Source organism: Streptomyces longhuiensis (assembly GCF_020616555.1).
In the GTDB taxonomy this organism is placed as follows: Bacteria; Actinomycetota; Actinomycetes; order Streptomycetales; family Streptomycetaceae; genus Streptomyces; species Streptomyces longhuiensis.
On the sequence record NZ_CP085173.1, the window covers coordinates 8,042,910 to 8,059,332 of the forward strand.

The 16,423-nt window shown below is 68.9% G+C and carries 18 protein-coding genes and 2 pseudogenes; 7 read left to right on the forward strand and 13 right to left on the reverse strand.

Annotated elements, in window-relative coordinates:
• Positions 1-208: 208 nt before the first annotated feature.
• The 4 genes from LGI35_RS46665 to LGI35_RS36700 form a co-directional block, all read right to left on the reverse strand.
• On the reverse strand, positions 209-418 hold the full coding sequence (locus tag LGI35_RS46665) for a hypothetical protein (protein WP_227298560.1): 210 nt from the start codon (positions 416-418) through the stop codon (positions 209-211).
• Between the two features lie 251 nt (positions 419-669).
• Entirely contained in the window at positions 670-1,671 is a 1,002-nt protein-coding gene (locus LGI35_RS36690) for an NAD(P)H-dependent flavin oxidoreductase (protein WP_227298561.1), read from the reverse strand.
• A 611-nt stretch (positions 1,672-2,282) separates the two neighbouring features.
• Complete coding sequence (gene nadC / locus LGI35_RS36695) at positions 2,283-3,158, reverse strand: carboxylating nicotinate-nucleotide diphosphorylase (protein WP_227298562.1); 876 nt, start codon at positions 3,156-3,158, stop codon at positions 2,283-2,285.
• 88 nt (positions 3,159-3,246) lie between these two features.
• Positions 3,247-3,546 carry a winged helix-turn-helix transcriptional regulator gene (locus LGI35_RS36700; protein WP_227298563.1) on the reverse strand — a complete coding sequence of 100 codons (300 nt, stop codon included), beginning with the start codon at positions 3,544-3,546 and terminating at the stop codon, positions 3,247-3,249.
• A 154-nt stretch (positions 3,547-3,700) separates the two neighbouring features.
• Between LGI35_RS36700 and LGI35_RS36705 the strand changes: the two genes are divergently transcribed.
• Positions 3,701-4,291, forward strand: a complete 591-nt coding sequence (locus tag LGI35_RS36705; RefSeq protein ID WP_227298564.1) for a carboxymuconolactone decarboxylase family protein — start codon at positions 3,701-3,703, stop codon at positions 4,289-4,291.
• A gap of 137 nt (positions 4,292-4,428) precedes the next feature.
• Here LGI35_RS36705 and LGI35_RS36710 read toward each other — a convergent pair whose 3' ends face one another.
• The 8 genes and pseudogenes from LGI35_RS36710 to LGI35_RS36740 form a co-directional block, all read right to left on the reverse strand.
• Positions 4,429-5,394 carry a quinone oxidoreductase family protein gene (locus LGI35_RS36710; RefSeq protein WP_227298565.1) on the reverse strand — a complete coding sequence of 322 codons (966 nt, stop codon included), beginning with the start codon at positions 5,392-5,394 and terminating at the stop codon, positions 4,429-4,431.
• Positions 5,395-5,507: 113 nt separating this feature from the next.
• Positions 5,508-6,707 (reverse strand): PP2C family protein-serine/threonine phosphatase, encoded by a 1,200-nt coding sequence (locus LGI35_RS36715; protein WP_227298566.1) that lies wholly within the window; start codon positions 6,705-6,707, stop codon positions 5,508-5,510.
• 808 nt (positions 6,708-7,515) lie between these two features.
• On the reverse strand, positions 7,516-7,788 hold the full coding sequence (locus tag LGI35_RS36720) for a hypothetical protein (RefSeq protein ID WP_227298567.1): 273 nt from the start codon (positions 7,786-7,788) through the stop codon (positions 7,516-7,518).
• Positions 7,789-7,826: 38 nt separating this feature from the next.
• Positions 7,827-8,094: pseudogene (locus LGI35_RS36725) on the reverse strand (hypothetical protein).
• 103 nt (positions 8,095-8,197) lie between these two features.
• Positions 8,198-8,410, reverse strand: a complete 213-nt coding sequence (locus LGI35_RS36730) for a hypothetical protein (RefSeq protein WP_227298568.1) — start codon at positions 8,408-8,410, stop codon at positions 8,198-8,200.
• Positions 8,411-8,414: 4 nt separating this feature from the next.
• Positions 8,415-8,996 carry a DUF5994 family protein gene (locus LGI35_RS36735; protein ID WP_227298569.1) on the reverse strand — a complete coding sequence of 194 codons (582 nt, stop codon included), beginning with the start codon at positions 8,994-8,996 and terminating at the stop codon, positions 8,415-8,417.
• 203 nt (positions 8,997-9,199) lie between these two features.
• Positions 9,200-9,734, reverse strand: a pseudogene (locus tag LGI35_RS46670) (integrase core domain-containing protein); the annotation flags it as partial.
• Positions 9,735-9,834: 100 nt separating this feature from the next.
• Positions 9,835-10,602: a dienelactone hydrolase family protein gene (locus tag LGI35_RS36740; protein ID WP_227298570.1), complete on the reverse strand. Its 768-nt coding sequence runs from the start codon at positions 10,600-10,602 to the stop codon at positions 9,835-9,837.
• Positions 10,603-10,616: 14 nt separating this feature from the next.
• Here LGI35_RS36740 and LGI35_RS46675 point away from each other — a divergent pair, with 14 nt between their 5' ends.
• The 4 genes from LGI35_RS46675 to LGI35_RS36760 all read left to right on the forward strand — a co-directional run bounded on the left by LGI35_RS46675 (position 10,617) and on the right by LGI35_RS36760 (position 13,357).
• The gene (locus LGI35_RS46675) at positions 10,617-11,108 is read left to right on the forward strand and encodes a transposase (protein ID WP_423835751.1); all 492 of its coding nucleotides are present in this window, start codon (positions 10,617-10,619) and stop codon (positions 11,106-11,108) included.
• A gap of 120 nt (positions 11,109-11,228) precedes the next feature.
• Positions 11,229-11,591: a MarR family winged helix-turn-helix transcriptional regulator gene (locus LGI35_RS36750; RefSeq protein WP_014173936.1), complete on the forward strand. Its 363-nt coding sequence runs from the start codon at positions 11,229-11,231 to the stop codon at positions 11,589-11,591.
• Positions 11,588-13,021 (forward strand): MFS transporter, encoded by a 1,434-nt coding sequence (locus LGI35_RS36755; RefSeq protein WP_227298573.1) that lies wholly within the window; start codon positions 11,588-11,590, stop codon positions 13,019-13,021. Before LGI35_RS36750 ends, LGI35_RS36755 begins: the two co-directional genes overlap by 4 nt.
• A gap of 42 nt (positions 13,022-13,063) precedes the next feature.
• Positions 13,064-13,357, forward strand: coding sequence for a DUF1330 domain-containing protein (locus LGI35_RS36760; RefSeq protein WP_227298575.1), 294 nt, complete (start codon positions 13,064-13,066; stop codon positions 13,355-13,357).
• A 300-nt stretch (positions 13,358-13,657) separates the two neighbouring features.
• On the opposite strand, the gene LGI35_RS36770 is transcribed toward LGI35_RS36760, so the two are convergent.
• A complete protein-coding gene (locus tag LGI35_RS36770; RefSeq protein WP_227298577.1) occupies positions 13,658-13,960 on the reverse strand; it encodes a DUF1876 domain-containing protein in 303 nt (100 codons plus the stop codon).
• A 132-nt stretch (positions 13,961-14,092) separates the two neighbouring features.
• On the opposite strand from LGI35_RS36770, the gene LGI35_RS36775 reads away from it, so the two are divergent.
• Both LGI35_RS36775 and LGI35_RS36780 read left to right on the forward strand, forming a co-directional pair.
• On the forward strand, positions 14,093-14,896 hold the full coding sequence (locus LGI35_RS36775) for a DUF72 domain-containing protein (protein WP_227298578.1): 804 nt from the start codon (positions 14,093-14,095) through the stop codon (positions 14,894-14,896).
• 768 nt (positions 14,897-15,664) lie between these two features.
• On the forward strand, positions 15,665-16,174 hold the full coding sequence (locus LGI35_RS36780; protein ID WP_227298579.1) for a transglycosylase SLT domain-containing protein: 510 nt from the start codon (positions 15,665-15,667) through the stop codon (positions 16,172-16,174).
• Positions 16,175-16,423 lie beyond the last annotated feature (249 nt).

Sequence of the window (16,423 nt, forward strand, 5' to 3'; positions counted from 1 at the left end):
GTATCTGTCGCCCGGCCCGTGCGTCGTCCGGGTCCGGGGCTACGCCGGCCTGGCGCCCCAACGACTGCCACACCGTGAGCGCGAGTGCTGCACGAGAGGGGCTCGGCGTCCTTGGCGCGGCCACTCGTCGGGAGCAGTCGCAGTGTGGCGCAGGCATTCGTCACGGTCAGGCAGGCAGACAGGCGAGGCGCAGGAGCATGAGTGATCATCATGCCGTGCGGACTCGAAGAGGTTTTTCGGCACGCGCAGCCATCCAAGACGGCTCCGACGCCGTAATCACATCAGCCACCACAAGATCGTTCATCAGCTGGTGCCGCAGGGCGGGGATCTCAATGTCCTTGTCCCGCTCGCTCATTGGCAGCAGACGTAGCGAGGCGAAGGCGTTGGTGGCGGCGAGGTAGGCCAGGCGCAGCAGCACGAGAGATCACGATGCCGACCGCATTGGTCCGCGGGAAGACGATCAAAGGTCGGTGTGCGCGGCTCGCCGATAGGTAATCAAGGCCTTGACCTGCGCGGATGATTTATCGGCACCCGCAGAGTGCTGGTGCCGATAGACGGTGCCGTCCAGCAGACACTGGCACCGAGACGCACCGAGACGCACCGAGACGCACCGAGACTTCGTCAGGCATGGACGGCGTCCGCGGCACGAGTGGCGCGGGCCGTGTGGGCTCAAAACTCGGGCAGCATTGCGCCCTTCGCCTCGGCCATGGTCCGAGCGACGATCGTTGCCGCCGGCAGAATGTCACGGACCAGACCGGCGGACTGCCCGGCGTAGAGTGCCATCGCGTCTACGTCGCCTGTCATGCCGGCCAGCGGTACGGCGTCTTGGTAACGCAGGTACTGGGTGTCTTCGGCGTCCCACGCAATGATGTCGCCCTCGCCCGGCCTAGCCGAAGGCGGGGAGCCGGCTGCTTCCCAGGAGGACAGTGTGCTGTTGCGCAGGGACCGGTGTGGGGCGTTCGGCCAGCCGTCGTCGAAGCAGCCGGTGTACTGGGCCTCTTCGGCTCGTGCGTCGACGACACGGCGCCGGTAGATGTCGTGGGTACGCGCTTCGGCGGCGGCGAGGAACCGTGTACCCATCCATCCGGCCTGAGCTCCGAGGGTGAGCGCCGCGGCAAGCCCCCGACCGTCGGCGATCCCTCCGGCGGCGATCACGGGGAGCGGGGACACTGCATCGACCACTGCCGGTACCAGGGGGAAGGTGGCCGTAAGGCCGTGGACGTGTCCGCCGGCTTCCCATCCCTGTGCCACGACCGCGTCGACTCCGGCATCGGCGGCATGTCGGGCTTCGTCCGGCGATCCGACGGCGTGGACGTGGAAGGCGTCCGCGGCATGAATACGGGCGGTGCAGGTGGCCGGGTCTCCCCAGAAGGTCGAGATGACCGGAACTCCGCCTTCCAGGCAGGCGTCCAGCCTGTCGGCGATGGGGAAGTCGAGCACCAGGTTGGCGCCGAAGGGGCGTTCGGTCAGCTCGCGGACCTGGCCGAGGACCGTAGCGATTTTCTCGACCGGAGTCCAAGTCAGCGCCAGCATCCCGAGTCCACCCGCGTTGGAGACGCCGGCGACCAGCTCAGGGGAGACCGCGGAACCGATCGGTGCTTGGAAGATCGGTACCTCGACGCCGAGTCGGCGGCACAAGGGGGTGGTGAGTGAGGGGAGGTGCGCGGTCATGCGGGGTTTCCTCATCTCTGGGTGCGGGGCCCCTATGACTCTGGTTACGGGGTGATCGGTGTTGGCACTTGGCCAAAGGCACTGCCGCGCAGAGACATCGACGCATTGCCTGGCGAGGCAAGGAATGCTCGGTTGTGCTGGTGTTCTTGGGGGATCTTGCTGTCGTTGGAGGTGGCGATGCGGGCAGGAAGTCGCTGACTGCCCCCGATGGCGATGGCGATGGCGATGGCGAAGCCGAAGCCGATGCCGATGAGGATGAGGATGAGGATGTGGGGTCAGATCCTGATGCGGACAGTCGGTCTGCGCGTCCAGCGCGGTGAAGACCTCACCGATCAGACGTTCCGAAACCTGGGGGCTTTGGTGGACCAGCCTGATCAGCCGTCGGCGTCCGGCCCTGCCACGGCGCTGCTCGCCACCTCCACGTGTCGACGAACCTCACGACCCGCATTGACATCGGTGGCCGCGACCCTGACCTGACCAGTGGTCTGCCAGCGTCTGAGGTCCGGTGACGCCCCCGGGGCATCCGTTCACCAACGGCGACAGCCGTGCCGGGTCCGAAGGCCGGCTGCCCTCTCACGGGACAGCGGAAGACATCACGTGGGCAGGTGACTTCATGTGCCCGTCGCCTTGGTCAGCAGCATGCTGAGGTCGAGCGCCGGCGCACTGTGGGTGAGGGTGCCTACTGAGATCTTGTCGACTCCCGCTTCGGCGACCCGCCTCAGCTGCCTGAGAGTGATACCTCCGGACGCCTCCAGGACGACTCGCCGACCTGGTGCGATGCCATCCCGGAATTTGACGACCTGCCCAATCTCGGTGACCGTCATGTCGTCGAGCATGATCCAGGAAGCACCCGCGTGGAGGGCTTCGACCGCTTGTGTCACGTTCTCGACCTCGACATCGATGAGCGTCTCCCGGCCTTCAGCAGCCATTCCTGCGCGGACGGCGTTGATCGCCGCGGTGATGCCTCCGGCGGCTGCGATGTGGTTCTCCTTCAGCAGCGCCATGGCCGACAGGTCGAGCCGGTGACTGCTCACACCTCCCGATGCCGCCGCGTATTTGTCGATGGCACGCAGACCGGGGGCTGTCTTGCGAGTGTCGAGCACCTGCACGCCCAGGTCGGCCACCATGTCGACATACGTCTTGGCGAGAGTGGCGATGCCGCACATGCGTTGCAGAAAGTTGAGGACGGTGCGTTCGCCCGTCAGCAGACTGCGCGTTCTGCCCCTGAGCCGGACCACTGCCTGGCCCTGGTGCGCGAAGCCTCCTTCTGATATGAGTTCCTCCACGACAACCTCGGTGTCGATCTGGCGAAACACCTCGGAAACGACGGGCAGGCCGCAGGCCGTGCCGGGCTGCTTGGCGATGATCTCGGCTTCGTTGTGCAGGTGCGCGGAGACGCACCAGCGGGTGGTGATGTCATCGTGCGCATGGTCCTCCGCAAGTGCCCGGGTGACGGCTTGGCGTACTGCTGAAACGGGGAAGTCCATAAGTTCCTCACCTGTCATGGAAGGCCGTCATAGGCCTTCGGGAACGACGTAGCCGGCGGCCGGGCAGGCGGCGCCCCCACGGTGGACCTCACCGCTCCTGGCCCGTGAGGTCGGGTGCTTCGAGTGCGGCGGCCCATCGCTCCGCCCACGTGTGCAGGCCGATCAGCTCGTCGCACGCCTCTCGCCCCAGCGTCGTGAGGCAGTAGCTCTCCTCGCTGCCGCGCTCCACGAGGCGGGCTTCCAGCAACTCAAGCAATCGCTGGCGCAACACACTTGAGGACATGTCGTCACATCGCTGCTGGAGCGCCCGGAAACCCAGCGGCCCGTCACGCAGCTCCCACAGAACCCGCAGGGTCCAGCGGCGACCGAACAGGTCGAGTGCTGCCATCAGCGGGCGACCTGTGGCCGAGCCACGCACTCGGCGTCCCGGCTTCGGGGGCGAAGGCATCGTCCGGTCCTCTCTTCATGAAACCTGGCGCTTCGATTTCAGAAACACTACGCTCCCCGGCAACGCTTTGAAAAGAGAAGCACTGGGAGGTTCCATGCCCGAACGCATCACCCCATTGGAGGCGCCCTACGCGCCGGAGACTGCGGGGCTGCTACGCCGGATGATGGCGACCGACGAGGACCCCATCGCCCTGTTCCGCCTGTACGCACACCACCAGCAACTTGCCGAGGCCCTGCACGGCTGGGGTTCCTATCAGCTCAGTCGCCGCATCAGTCTGGGTCTGCGCGATCGGGAACTCGTCATCGACCGCACCTGTGCCCGCTGCGGCTGCGAGTACGAATGGGGTGTGCACATCGCACGCTTCGCACCACGCGCCGGACTCACCGATGCCCAGGTCGCATCCTTGACCCATGGCACGAGCGCAGATCCGTGCTGGACAGCGGAACGCGATCGCCTGCTGCTCGACGCCACGGACGCGCTCCACGACCACCACGACATAGACGCCGCGCTCTGGACGCGTCTCGGCACGGAGTTCACCCCCGAACAGCTACTGGACTTATTCATGCTGTGCGGCTGGTACCACGCCATCAGCTACACCGCCCGGGCCACCAGGCTCTCTCCCGAGCCCGGGGCGCCGCGGTTCCACGACGTCCGCCCCGCGGCGAGCGGCCGAGGGCCCTTGTGAACCTGCAACGACGCGCCAACTCGGGTGACATAGCCGGCGGACGGATATGGGCGACAGGTCCTACGGTCAGGACGGACAAGCGGGCGACGGCCCCACGGTGTCGAGCGGCGCAACAGACACCGTCCCGCCGGGCCATTTCAAGGCAGGAGGACCAGCTTGCCCTTGGTATGGCGGCCGAGGAGGTCCGCGTGTGCCTCGGGGGCACGCGCGAGGTCGTACTCGCTGCCGACCAGCGGGCGAAGCCGTCCGCGTGCGGTGAGGTCGAGCAGTTCCTCGAGTGCCTGGCCGCCCGCCCCGTCACGGGTGATGAGTGGAGTGAGCCAGAACCCGGCTATCGCCGAACTCGCCACCGCCAGGCGGCCCGGCGCGATGGCGGTGGCGGTCTGTCGGGACGAGGCTCCGTAGGTCACCAGTCGGCCGAGAAGTCCGATCGCGTCCAAAGAGGCGTCGAGAAGGGGTCCGCCGACAGCGTCCAGGATGACGTCGACCGGCTTTCCGTGATTGGCGTCGAGGACCCGCTCCCGGTAGCCGTCCGCCTCGCCGTCGATGGCCACGTCGGCGCCGAGCCCGAGAGTGAACGCGCGCTTCTCCTCGGACGAGGCCGTCGCGATGACACGTCCCGCGCCGAACTCGCGCGCGAGCTGCACGGCGAGACTGCCGGTCCCGCCGGCGCCGGAGTGCACCACGACGCTTTCCCCGGGCCGCACGCGGGCCACCGACCGCAGGAGGTGCCACGCCGTCAGCCCCTGTACCAGCAGAGCCAGCGCCTGGCCTGCACTCACGTCCCGCGGCAGCAGTGCCAGATCGCGTTCGGCGACGATGGCCTTCGTCGCGTATCCGCCCTGGCGGAGGTAGCCGACGACCCGCCGGCCGTCACCGGTCCGGCCGGCGACCTCCATGCCGGGGACGCGCGGCAGAGGTCCCTTCATGGCGTACGGACCCTCGCGAAGCTCACCGGCGATCTCCTTGATGTCACCGAAGTTGACGCCGGCGGCCTCCACCACTTCGACCAAGGTCTCTTCCGGCCCCGCCACGGGGTCCGGTAACTCGACCTCCTTCAAGACGTCCGGGCCGCCGAACCGGTCGTACTGCATCGCTCGCATGATGCGGTTCTCCCTCCCCGCCCCTCCGTGAAGCGGAAGTTGCGGGCAACCTACATGTTCCGACGGTGAGGGCCAGTCGCAGCAGTGCGGATCTCTACGTCTGCGGGCTGGGTTCAGGCGCCGGCGTCGGCATGGGCGTGGTGCCCTCCGACGTGGGCGCCGTGCCAGTCCAGGCATAGCACCGTGGCGTCGTCCCCGAGATGGCCGTCGCAGGAGTCGGTGACCGCGGCGGTCAGGACGCGCACGACCTCGCGCGGGTGTTCGCCGGCGGTGTCGCGGATCAGGCCGGGCAGGTCGACGGCTTGCGCTTGGCGGTCCTGCATGCCGTCGGTGTGGAGGATGAGGCGGTCGCCGGGGCGCAGGTCGAGGTTCTGCACCCGGTAAGGGATCTGCGCGGCCATGCCGAAGGGCAGGTCGACGGCGAGGGTGATCTCGTCGACCGTGCCGTCGCGCAGGCGCAGTGGCCACGGGTGGCCGGCGTTGACGAGCTGGGCGCGGTTGTTGTCGAGGGCGATGCGCAGCAGCTGGCCGGTGGCGAAGGCGCGGCGGCCGTGGTCGAGGAGGGCCTGATCGATTTGGGTGGCCTGTTCGGCCAGGTCGGTGCCGGTGCGGCGGGCTCTGCGGGAGGCGTTGACGAGGAGGGTGGCCATGAGGGCGGCGTCGACGTCGTGGCCCATGGCGTCTGTGATCGACAGGTGCAGGGTGTTGTAGTCGAGGGTGTAGTCGTAGGTGTCGCCGGCGATGCTGTCTGCGGACGCCAGGGCGCCCGCGAGTGCGAACTCGGCTCCCTCGCACGAGGGGGCCGAGGGCAGGAGCTGACGCTGGATCTCCGCGGCCAGGCTCATCGGTGTGGTGCGCTCGCCCCAGTGGTAGAGGTCGGTGAAGCGTCGGTCGGCGACGATGATGTAGGCGAGCGCGTGCGCGGCCTCCTCCACCTGCTCCAGTACGTCCTTGCTGACCTCGGGCAGGAACAGCTCCAGGACGCCGATGGTGTCCCCGCGGTTGGTGACCGGGGCAAGCACCCGCCGGCCTTGCCCGCCGTCCTGGGTTTGCACCAGCTCCTGTCGGCGCAGAACTTCGTCGTAGGCGCTGCCCGCCAGGGGCATCTGATCTGCCTGGCGGCCTTGCTGGGAGGCCGTCTCCTGACTGACTCGCACCACCTTCCGGCCGATCACATCCACGAACAGAAACGACACGTGTCGCGCACCGAATCGGTCCCGCAGATTCCGCGCCACAACATCGAGAGAAGCTACCGGCGAGGCACCCTCCGCCGCCGCCAGTACCTCAGCCAGCCCGATCCGATCAACCACCACATCAGCCTCCCTGATCTCCCTCACTCCTTCCCCTTGGTGCCGCAGCCGTCACAGAAACGACTCACGCTCCTGCGATGTAGGCACGCGACTCAGAAGGACCAGCAATGCTGGCCACTCGCAATGTGATGGCACACGCTCAAGGCCCGCTTTCACTGGACAGCATGAGTTTCCCGCCCTCAACGTCTCGTGGCCCTGACCGACCAGCCGTCACTGGTATTCGCTCCCCAGGCTGTTACCGCACGCCGGTCACTTCACCAGTACTCCACTCGAGGACACCATGCGGACGCTGGGGCACTGGCGGCAGCTGGTGGCCGACCGGGCACAGGAGCCGTCCAGGCCGATCCCTGCCGATGTGCTGAGACACGCCCATGCCGTGCTGGCTGATGATCTCGGCATCCCCGCTGTCCTTGACAAGCTGGTCACCGTGGCGCCGCGCGCCGACGTACCGGCGTGTGTCAAGTTTGAGACGTTCGCCCTTTTCGGCCGCGTCCTCAGAATGAACCTCGCGCGCGAAGTGGGTCACCAGCACCGGGCCGCGACGTGGCGTCGGGCGCGTGGGCCAGACGACGGGGGTCGTTGTAACGGCCAACGGCCCCAGCGCATTCACTCCGCCAGGGCCGCCCTTCCGGATCGTCACACGTGAGAGTGCTCGATCCAGTTTCAATTGTACGACTGCGGGCCAGACAGGCCGGGAGGACGAGCGCACCATCGGGCAGGCCCCGTCCCGCTCGTTCTGTGTGCAAGTGGGGCCGTGCAGGCCGTAAATGCCGGACTGAGCGGCGGGCGGGCGGCCCTCGGACAGGCCGGCTCAGTCGCGTTGTTCTTCTTCGGCCTCCATGCGGCGGATTCCCTGGTGGGTGAGGGAGACCATCGCGGGTGTGTTGCCCGGTTCCCAGTCCACTGTGATCAGGCCCTCGCCGGCCAGGTAGGTGCAGGCGGCCGCCAGGTCTGCCTCCGGGATGCGCAGGTCGTTCCGCAGCGTCCGCCCCGGGACTCCGAGGAGACGGTTGCCTTCGGTGGCTTCGTAGAGGGCGGTCAGGACCTGATCGCGGTAGACCTGCCGCTCGCGGAGGGTCGCCATGACCGAGTCCTTTCGTTCATGTGAAGGTCCGATGCTTCTCAGACTTCGTCGCCGTAGGCGCCGGTGCGCGTGGACGGTCTGCTGGTGGTGAGCCAGGCGAGGGCCGGTGCTGCGGCGGCTTCGGTGTCGACGGTGAGGTGGAGCCGGGTAACCGCCCTCGGGAACGGGGTAGCTGCGCTGTTCCGTACCGGCGAAGGCATGGCGGAGCAATTCGGCGACCGTACGGGCGGCTTCGGGGGTGGCGGCAACGATGCGGATCTCGGCGAGTCCGGCCGAGGGCAGGGTCGCGGTGTCGGTGGGATGCAAGGTACCTGCTCCCTTCAAGAGCGAGCGCGGGGCCGGCGGGTGGGGCGGCCCAGGTGTCTGGTACCCCACCCGCGGCGCCTTCGGTCGGAGGAGTGGGCTGAGGTCAGGGCCAGGTGCCCGTGAGCCCGCGGCTGGAGGCTTGCCCCCGTCGACCTGGGGTCGCTACGGCCGGGTAGCCGGCTGTGATGGCCGGGAAGGGCTCGCTGAAGTGGTAGGCCGCGATACGTGCGTCGTGCTGGGCGTTGAGTCGGTGGAGCAGGCTCAGGCCGAGCACAATCATGAGAGCGCTCGCCGCGAACGTGATCAGGGCCTCCATGTCGTCATCTCCGCGTGTTCCCCGGCAGGAAGATCATCCGCGCGCCCACGACCGGGCGCCGGAGGGGCGGCGGCAGGGCGGACCCGCCGTCGTTCTCCCAGGTCTCCTCGCTGCTTCGGGTGTCCCGAATACGGCGGCCGGTCGCGGCTTCGTCGGACATCAGCACCCCGGCAGTGAGGACACTGCCGGGGATTGCGGCGGCAGTCAGAAGCCGGACGGCTGCGTCGGGTTCGGTCCCGGGCGGAATCACCAGCAGGTCGAAGCGGCCGACCGTGTAGGAGAGAAGGATCATCTTGTCGGGATCCAGTTCGGTGAACCAGCCCACGTGCACCGTGTGCCCGGCGACGGAAACCTTGTGTGGGACGACGGGCCAGCGGGTGGGGTTCACCATGGCGCGCGTAATGCGACCCAAACGCCCTTCCAGCGCTTCCACCAGGGACGGAAGTTCCGTGAGCAGGTCGCGCGAATACGGCCACCAAGCACCGTCCAACTGGCCGGCGAGGGTGGTCTTCGGCGTCAGGGAAAAGCGCGTCGGGAGCGCGGAATCAAGCCCCCGTGCCACGCCGCGCTCGACATTCGTGGTCATGATGCGGACCCGTCTCCGGGCCGCCCTGCAGGGCGGCCCAGTGTCTTGATCGCCGGAAACGACGTCCGCGTGGGAGCGGGTGTTCGGGTTACTCCCGGTACCTTCAGACTACTCCGAGCCGCAGTCGGACGAGTTGTTCTGACCAGGCGATTTTCCACCGGGGCCCCGCCCGGCCGACGCTCGCGGGCAAGACCACAGGTGGTGTCCAGGTGCAGAAAGTCGGCGGCGATGATGCCATGGGCCTGGGTGGTGAGGAACTGGCGCCAGGTGGGTCCGGAGCGCTGCGGGGCGGGGTCGAGGCCGGCTGTGTGGAGGATCTCCCGGACTGTGGACGGGGCGATCGGGCAGCCGAGGCGGGCGAGTTCGCCCTGTATCCGGCGGTGGCCCCAGCTGCTGTTCTCCCGGGCCAGGCGCAGGATGAGCTGTTTATCGGCGGGCGCGGTGGAGGGTCTGCTGGGGCGGCGGTGCTGGGTGAACGTCCATTTCCTGGCGATGAGTTGGCGGTGCCAGGTCAGGAGTGTGGTGGGGTGACTGTGAAGGTCTGGCGCCAGCGCTCGCGTGGGACGAACCGCGAGCGAGGCGAGCCAGATCCGGTCTGCGGGCTTGTGGCGGACGCGGGCGATCTTGACGGCGTAGCACCGCGTTCTCATGCCGTAACGCGAGGACCTCTGCGTCCTTGGCCACGCGGCTGCGGAGTACGGCAGGCGGCACCTTGATCAGATTCCGGGGCTCTGCCACAGTAAATCCGGTATTTACTGCGGTAGTTGTGAATACGTCTCCGCGATCGAGTAACCGCCCGAATGTGTTTCTGCTGTGCGGACTTGAGGGGAGTGGACTGTCAGTGCCCGGGGCCACCGTGCTTACCTGGGTCATGCCCCAGATCCTCCGTCACGGGCAGGCACTCGGCGAGCAGGTCGACGACGTCGCGCCAGGCTCGCTGCGCGTGCAGTGGGTGGTAGCCGACGCCGGGGACCACGGGGTGGTCGACCGTCGGGTGGTGGAAGGCGTGCAAGGCGCCGCCGTAGACCGTGAGGCGCCAGTCGACGCCCGCGGCCTGCATCTCAGCGGTGAACGCGTTCCGTTGCGCGGGCGGCATGATCGGGTCTTCCGACCCGACCCCGGCCCACACCGGGCAGCGAATGCGCGCCGCCTCGCCCGGTCGGCCCGTGGTCAGTGCGTTGACTGTCCCGATGGCGCGCAGGTTGACGCCGTCGCGTCCGAGTTCCAGCCCGATGGCGCCCCCCGTGCCGTAGCCGACGGCGGCGATCCGGTCGGGGTCGGTCCGCGGTTCGGTGCGCAACACATCGAGCGCCGCATGGCCGATGCCTCGCATCCGCTCGGGATCAGCGAGCAGCGGCAGGCAACGGGCCAGCATCTCCTCGGGGTCGCCCAAATAGCGCCCGCCATGAAGGTCGAAGGCCAGCGCTGTATATCCCAGCTCGGCGAGAGCATCGGCCCGGCGGCGCTCGACGTCGCTGAGCCCCATGCCCTCTGGTCCGAGCAGCACCGCGGGCCGGCGGCCGACACCGGCCGGGAGCGCGAGGTGCCCGATCATCGTCAAACCGTCGGCCGGATACTCGACCGTACGCGTCGTAATCGTCGTCATGAGACTGGACTGTAGTGATCGTCGAGCCCGGTCCGGCCGGTGTTCTGTCGCTGGCAGAACAGCGCGGGTATCCCTCTGAAATATGGCGAGGGCCCACAAGAACCGTCACAGACCCCGCCCCCACGGCAGCGCTATCGGATCACCTGCCCGGGCCACGGTGTTGGAGGCTGACCCTCGCAGCAGGATTCGGGGGTAGCGCGCGCGACGGCCGCCCCAGGCTCTCGCCCGCGCAGCCGGCCACCGTCTGCGCGCTGCAGTACGCGCTGAACCTGTCGGACCGCCAGGCCTCCGAGGCGGTGCGCTGCCGCATCGACTTCAAGTACGCCCTCGGCCTGGAGCTGGAAGACCTCGGCTTCCACCACAGCGTGCTGTCCGACTTCCGCGACCGGCTCGCCGAGGGCGACCGCGCCGACCGGCTGCCGGGTCTGGCACCGACCCGGATCCGGCGGGCCGGCCTGCTCGAGGAGCGTGCCGCCCGCGGCAGTCGCCATTTACATAGACTATGAATATAAAATTGCTATGCTTCGGGCATGAGTCGTCAAGACACCACTCCTGGCGCGTCCGCCGCCATCGGGGCAGTCCTCTACGGCCTGGCCACCAGGGCCGCGAGACGCCTGCCCCGGGACATGAGCCTGACGTCCGCCGCCACCCTGGCCACCCTGGACCGGACCGGCCCGCGGCGCATCACCGATCTGGCCGCGGTCGAGGGCGTCACCCAGCCCGCGATGACCGCCCTGGTCCGCGTGATGGAGGAGTCCGGCCTGGTCGAGCGGCGGGGCGACGCGTCCGACAAGCGGGTCACGCTGGTGTGCCTGACCGAGGCCGGCGCCTCCTATGTCCGGACGCGGCGCCAGGCGGGCGTCCACGCGTTCGAGCGGCTGATCGGCGAGCTCACCGGCGACGAGGTCGAGGCGCTGGTGGCGGCCCTTCCGGCGCTGAAGCATCTGGCAGAGCTCGAAAGCCAGGACCGCGAAGGGCCGAAGCAGTGACCGGGCAGCCGGTCGGCGGGGGCGCGGTGAAGGCGTTCCCGGTGGCGCGTTCCGAGGCGGGGCTGCTGGTCCCCGCCCTGATGTTCATCGCTCTGGTCGTGGCGGCGGTCGGCAGCCTCGGGACGCCGCTCATCACCAGCGTGGCGACCTCGTTCCACGTCTCGCTCGGCAGCGCGCAGTGGACGCTGACCATCGCGCTGCTCAGCGGCGCCGTCGCCACCCCGGTCCTGGGCCGGCTCGGAGCAGGCCGGCACCGGCGGGCCACGATCCTCGCCACGCTGGCGGTCGTCGTCGCCGGAAGCGTGCTCACCGTGCTGCCGCTGCCGTTCGCGTGGCTGCTGGCCGGCAGGGCGGCTCAGGGCGTCGGGCTCGGGCTGACGGCGCTGATGATGGGCGTGGCCCGGGACCACCTCCCCGAGGAGCGCAGCGCGGCCGTGATCGCCCTGATCTCGGTGGTCTCGATCATCGGGGCCGGCGTCGGCTACCCGCTGGCCGCGCTGCTCGCCGAGCTCGGCGGGGTACGGGCCGCGTACGGTCTCGGCCTGGTCGTCACCGCCGCCGCCCTCCTGACCGCGTGGCGCTCCATGCCCGAAGCCCCCGAAGGCCGCTCCGCCCACGTGGACGTGGCAGGCGCGGTGGTCCTGGCCGCTGCGCTGCTCCTGGTGCTGTTCCTCGCCGGTGAACGGAATCTGTGGAGCCGGCACCTCGCCGTGGCGGCGGGCCTCGCCGTCGTCGCGGTGGTGCTGCTCTGCGTCTGGGCCGTCATCGAGCTGCGCAGCACGACGCCCCTGGTCGATGTGCGGGCGGTGCGGCACCCGGCGGTCGCCGGGGCGAACCTCGCCATGTTCGTCGGTGGGATCGGCATGTACCTCCTGCTCACGCTCATCACCCGGTACGCGCAGACGCCGCACGGCGCCGGCTACGGCTTCGGGCTGACGACCTTCGTCGCCGGGCTGGTCCTCATCCCGTTCTCCGTGCTGGGGTTCGTCGCCGGCAAGCTCACGCCGCGGGTCCGGACGCGGATCGCCGACCCCCTGCTCCTGGCAGGCAGCGCCGTCGTGGTCGGCGGCGGGTTCGCCGTGTTCGCGGCGGCCCGGTCGGACCTGGCCGAACTGTTCGCGGCGATGGGCGTGCTCGGCTTCGGCGTCGGCGGCTTCTCGGCCGCGATGCCCGGCGTCATCCTGGCCGTCACCCCCAAGAGCGAGACGTCGAGCGCCATGAGCTTCAACTACGTCGTCCGCAGCGTCGGGTACTCCGTGGGCAGCGCCATCGGCGGCCTGATCCTCGCCGCGGGCACCGGCCCCGGCCGGCTCTTCCCCGACGACAGCGCCTACACCACCGCGGCGCTGGTCGGCATCGGCGCCATGGCGATCACGACGCTGACAAGCCTCGCTCTCGCCCGCCGACGCTCGTCCGAGACCAACTCGTAAGTCCCGTAAGTCAGATGCACTCATCCCAACACTGGAGGTTCCATGCCCAAGGGCTACTGGGTCAGCGCCTACCGCACCATTTCAGACCCTGAGAAGCTGGCTGCTTACAACAAGCTGGCCGGTCCGGCCGTCAAGGCCGGGGGCGGCCGGGTCCTCGTCCGTGGCGGTCGGGTCGTGGCGCATGATGCCGGAATCGCCGAGCGCACCGTCCTGATCGAGTTCGACAGCTTCGAGCAGGCCGTCGCGGCGCACGAGAGTGCGGCCTACCAGGAGGCGCTGGTCGCCCTCTCCGACGGCGTCGAGCGCGACTTCCGCATCGTCGAAGGCATCGACTGACCGAGGTCCAGTCGGATCTTCACTGAAGAGCAGCAGGATTCTGGGGTGTACCGGCCCGCTCCCGTGAAGGGCGTCACCAGCTAGTTCCCTCACGGCTCAGGCAGCCTGGCCGAGACCGGCGGCGGTCACGTGGCGGCGCGGACGGCGGTGACGCGGCCGACGGCGTCGAGGCCGAAGGAGCGGGTGCCGTCGAGCTGGTCGTTGACGGCGGTGACGTTGCCGTCGGCGCTGTACGGGATGTTTGCCGGGGCCGCGCACGCCTTCGCCCTGTACGACGCTCAGCCGTTGCAGTGGGGCTGCCTACCTCGCCAGGCCCGCGTCATCCGGCCAGCCGTAGGCGGTGCGCGGCGGATCGGGTACGGCGCCCACCGCCGCCAGGTCCCGGTCGGCGGCGTGCATCAGCTGACCGGCCAGGTCGCGCATCGCCCGGCTCGCCGCGAGCTCGTCCCCTATCGCGGGGATTTCCACGTCCTGGGGACTGCAGCGCGCCTTGCCGCGTCCGACCATTTGCGTCTTCCCGTTGGCGAGCACTGCCCGGGCTTTGGTGACGCCGTCCTCCTCGGTCAGGTAGACGCCGACCTTCCACTCTTCGGCGTGTGTCATGACGTGCCTCCTCAGGCTCGCTCCGGTCCCTCTGATTCCAGTAGTTTCCAGAATCCCTCCGTGCGGGCTCATTCGGAGATTTCATCCCGTTTCGTTATGGATATACCCATTTCTCACGGGTAGAGGTCGGGCATGCCCATGCTCGTCGGAACCTCGGGGTGGCAGTACGAGGACTGGCGCGGCGGTCTCTACCCGCCCGGCCTGCCGCAGCGGTTGTGGCTGGAGGAGTACGCCCGTCGATTCGCGACCGTCGAGAACAACAACGCCTTCTACCGGCTCCCGACGAAGGAGATCTTCGGGTCTTGGCGGGAGCGGACGCCTGAGGGGTTCGTCATGGCGGTCAAGGCCAGCCGCTATCTGACCCACATGAAGCGGCTGCGTGACCCCGAGGGGCCGGTGCACCGTCTGCTGGACCGTGCCGAGGGCCTTGGTGACCGTCTGGGGCCCGTACTGCTGCAATTGCCGCCGCACCTCCGGGAGGACGTCGGGGCGCTGGATATGTGCCTGGGCTGCTTTCCCTGCACGGTTCGGGTAGCCGTTGAACTGCGGCACACCTCGTGGTGGGACGCGGGGCGGGAGCTTCGGGCGGTACTCGAGCGGCACGGCAGCGCGCTGTGCTGGGCGGACCGGGGATCACGGCCGGTGACACCGCTGTGGCGCACCGCGTCCTGGGGGTACGTGCGCTTCCACGGCGGCATCGCCCAGCCGCCGCCCCGCTATGGCCGGCAGGCGTTGAAGTCCTGGGCCGGACGCATCGCCGACGCCTGGCCGGACCGTGACGACGTGTACGTGTACTTCAACAACGACCTGGGCGGTGCGGCCGTCATCGACGCTACGAGGTTCGCCCGGGCCGCTGTCACGCTGGGCCGGACAGTGAGCCGGACGCCGTCCTCCGTCGCGGGGCCATGCCGACCGGGCGCCGTTTCGGACAGGTGACCCGTCGACGCCGAGGGTGAAGTTGCCGTCCGGGACGGACCCGGCGCCACGGCTGCGTGCACCAGACGACGAAGCTGACTGCTGACCTGTGCCACGCCCATGACGCGACGCATCGATCAGCCGTCGGAGAGCGCCCCTGTGGAGTAGGTGGGACTGGGCCTGGGCTCCGCCCGTTGGGCCGGTCGTGGTTGCCCTACGGGTGTCCGCCGGCCTGCGACGGATTGGGCTTTGGCCGACCTTGTGGATGCCGGAAAGTAGGTCCATGCAGGTCACGCAGCATGTCGGTACTTGTGGAGGACGCCGCCGAGGCGGTCGTGTCGGCGTATGGGGAGGCTGGCGATTCGCTCGGGTTCGAGTGGCTGGGGGAGGGCGGAGCGGAGCGATCGGGGGGTGCGGGCGTCGGCCTCCGAACCGGGCCGACCGCGTGACCTGGGTAACGCGGAGGGGGGTGAGCCTGTGAAGCACCCCATAGGGGCCAGATCACATACTAGAGGCGGTAGTAGCGGATGCGGCCGCCCGTAGGCGTACATAAGGCCCTCTATCCGGTCATTTCAGACATTCCTCCGTAGTGGGGTAGTACGTCACATCCTTGCGCCCCCTCTCGGGCATCGCTAACTATGGCTGTCGTCCCGGAGAGCGGGTCGGAGCACGAGCGAAGTCGCTCGCTCCGGACCCCCGGGTCAGGGCGCGGATCTCGACTCCGCCCCGGGCGCCACCACACAGGCCGGCGCCGCACGATGTCCCCGAACATGAAGAGGTAATCCCCGTATGACCTTCTCCGCCCCGATCACCGCTGCCGCCTGCCCCACCCGCTTCAAGCGCGCCACCGTCACGGTCCTGGCCGCCGCCGGTCTCGCGGGTGCAGCGCTGACCTTCGCTCCGTCCCCCGCGCAGGCCGCCGAGCCCACCGCGGCGCCGAAGGTCGCTCACTCGGTCTCGACGAAGAAGGCCACCGACGGGAACAACGTCGACGGCTGGATCAACGAGGCCCTCGCGATCATGAAGGCCAAGGGCATCCCCGGTACCTACGAGGGTCTGCACCGCAACATCATGCGTGAGTCCTCCGGCAACCCGAACGCCGTGAACGGCTACGACGTCAACGCGGTCAAGGGCACCCCGTCCAAGGGCCTGCTCCAGGTCATCCAGCCGACCTTCGACGCCTACCACGTCGCCGGCACCTCCAAGAGTCTGACGGACCCGGTCGCCAACATCACCGCGGCCGCCAACTACGCCGCCGACCGCTACGGCTCCATCGACAACGTCAACTCCGCGTACTGAGCCGTCGTGACCGCACGCGGTAACTGATCCACGGCACATCTCAACCCTCGAACGGAGGGCAGCGCCCATGCCGCACACCAGCGGAGACGAAGGGCACGCGCCCTCAGCCGACGCCCTCGAACACCCCGACTACGGGTCCGCGAACCTGCACCGCTCACGCGGCAGGTCACGCAAGAAGCGGCTGCGCACTGCCCACTCGCGGTCTGCGAACGCGAGATCGCGGACCTTGACGGCCAGGAATGGTCCAAC